The sequence below is a fragment of the bacterium genome, from assembly GCA_040757115.1.
In the GTDB taxonomy this organism is placed as follows: Bacteria; UBA9089; CG2-30-40-21; order CG2-30-40-21; family SBAY01; genus JBFLXS01.
The window spans coordinates 1-2,434 of sequence record JBFLYA010000380.1; the positions used below are offsets into that span (position 1 = coordinate 1).

The 2,434-nt window shown below is 35.7% G+C and carries 1 protein-coding gene; it reads right to left on the reverse strand.

The annotated features are described in order from the left end of the window. Positions 1–1,016 precede the first annotated feature (1,016 nt). On the reverse strand, positions 1,017–2,192 hold the full coding sequence (locus AB1422_18865; GenBank protein MEW6621363.1) for a transposase: 1,176 nt from the start codon (positions 2,190–2,192) through the stop codon (positions 1,017–1,019). Between the last annotated feature and the right edge of the window lie 242 nt (positions 2,193–2,434).

The window sequence follows — 2,434 nt, forward strand, 5'->3', positions numbered from 1 at the left end:
CTCTGTCCTCTGCCCTCTGCCTTCTGCTATTTATCCGTGCTAATTAAAGGCCTTTTAAGCCTGTGGATAACTTTTTCAAAAAGGGTCAAAAAAGTACTTGACTTTGCTTAGGAAATATCCGTGTCAATCAGTGGCTGAATAGTTACATTTTGCATTCAGTTTGCTTCACCGCATCATTTAAGGACATAGGTGGTTGCTCTTCCAACGCCTTTTGGGGTTAATAGGTTTAGTGTTTTTAATCTGGTTAATTCTCTCAGTGCTATATTTTAGCATTCTTGCAAATTTGCTTATCAAAACGAAATTCTTCTTCGGTGTTAGAAAAAGCAGAAACCGTTTCTACAATTTCTTTCCACTCATCGGTTCTGGAGTTTCGTGAATTTTCTATGATTCCTTTCTCCTTTAATCTTTGCGTTCTTTGCGGTCGATTTCTTTGCGTTCTTTGCGGTTAAAAAAGGATAAACCACAAAGGGCACAAAGTACTAACGCAAAGGACACAAAGGGAAGAAAGTAGGTGAAGCATTTTTTATCAACTCAACTTCAAAGGATAAGTTGCAAAAAAATCATCAGGCTTTTGAGCCTAATTTTGCCATCTTTGAGCAAAATAAACAAATTGATAAGGATTCAAATAGCCTCAATGGCTCCTTAAATTAACGAAACTCCACCGGTTGATTTTTTAAACTCAATATGTTTTGTTTCTTTCATATCTTTTCGAAAGCTCTTTGATTATAATTCCTTTTTCCCTTTATTAAATACTTTCATTTACCTCAAACGCCGATACCCTTTCAGATAGTATAATATATACCCTCAACGCTTGTCAATACTTTTTTACAGGAGTCAGGTCTGAAGAATAAAATTTTTTTATTCAGCCAAAAGTGTTTGGTAGAGGGAAAAAATCAGGAGGAAATAAGGGGAAAAAATAGAAAAAAAAGGGGGGGGTAACCACAAAAATGAGTAGACAAATTCCTCAAATTTATGGTAAAATAGAATGGGGGGTAAATATGGAACACCCGATTATTTCATGAGGTATCAAAGTACCAATCAAACCGTATTTGAAAGGGAACAGAAAGTAGGTTTTGTAAGTGGGCAAGAGTGGTGGCTTTGGTTCTGAAGTCTTCCAGAAGTTTTCGGGCAATATTCCTAATGCTACCGAAGACTTTTTGGATATCTTCTTCCTTAAGGAGACTGCCCTTTTCCATCAATTGGTTGATGATATGGGCAATCTGAAGTAAAAGATAAAAGTTTTTTGCAGCCAGTTCATCCTGGCTGTAGGCGTGTTCCATATTATACCCCCCGTTTTTTTGTGTGTTAAAGCCTTCGTTTTCAGTTTTCCATCTTAACCTCCCTCCTTGAGCTATTTCTTTAAAAGTAGCTTTATTAATTTCCAGATTGCTTATCCAGACAAATCTGGAATGTTCTTTCTTATTATCCTTACCTGGTTTTAATTCATTACATTCCAGGGCTCCTAAAAGATGATCTTGATAATCAATATCGTTAACCCAATGATAATCTTGCTCTATTTCATCTCTTTTTAAGTGAGCAATATTCTCCGGGCATAAGGATTTTAATGAGATATACTCCGCATAAGTGGCTGGCATAGAGCCTTCCTTAAAAGTAATTATATATTTCCACTTATTCTCCTTACAGATATCAAAAACAGGTTTCTTTAGATAAAGACTATCTAATGACAAACAGATAGGTAATTGGGGAAAGTCTCTTTTGAGATTTTCAGCCAGGCGATAAAATGCCTTAAGTTCACAATCTTGTTTATCATATTTTTCATTAGGGTTTTCTATAAATTCGCTTAAGATAGATAAAGCCAACCCATTGGCTCCTACCAGCTTAGCCTCCAAAACATTATGGTAGTAATATTCTTTACCATTAATCTTTGTCACTAAACAGTGTTCACAATGCCTCTCTTTGAAAAGTAAATGTCCTGTCCCATCTATGGTTATTAAATAATATCTTCCCAGTAACCTAAGTCTTTCTAAACACCTCATTCTGATAAGCCGATTAATCATCCTCCGCCTTAACTTACTAATCGACCCTATAACTAATCTTTCCAATAAATAAGCCAAAGTGCAATCATGAGCTACTTTGTCTAAGTTATCATTAGCTAAAAGGTTCAGATTTTCGATAAACTCTTTAGTGTTAAACTGAAAGTTAATCTGTCTGCGAGACTCCACCTTCATCATAAATAACAGAATTCCAATCCAAATAAGGAAAGGTAAAGGATAGTCTATCTTACTCTTGGGTGTGGCTACTTTTGGACGACGGTTAAAACAGCCTTCCTGTTCCTTTTTAAGGAATCAGCGATTTCGAAGCGGTAGTTTTTCCTACGATTCCATGGCTATTAGTGAGAGAGAAGAAGATTTTCTTCCTTTATTTATCAGGAGTTACGATTTTTAAGAGAAGGAGCGGCTAAATATATAATTGC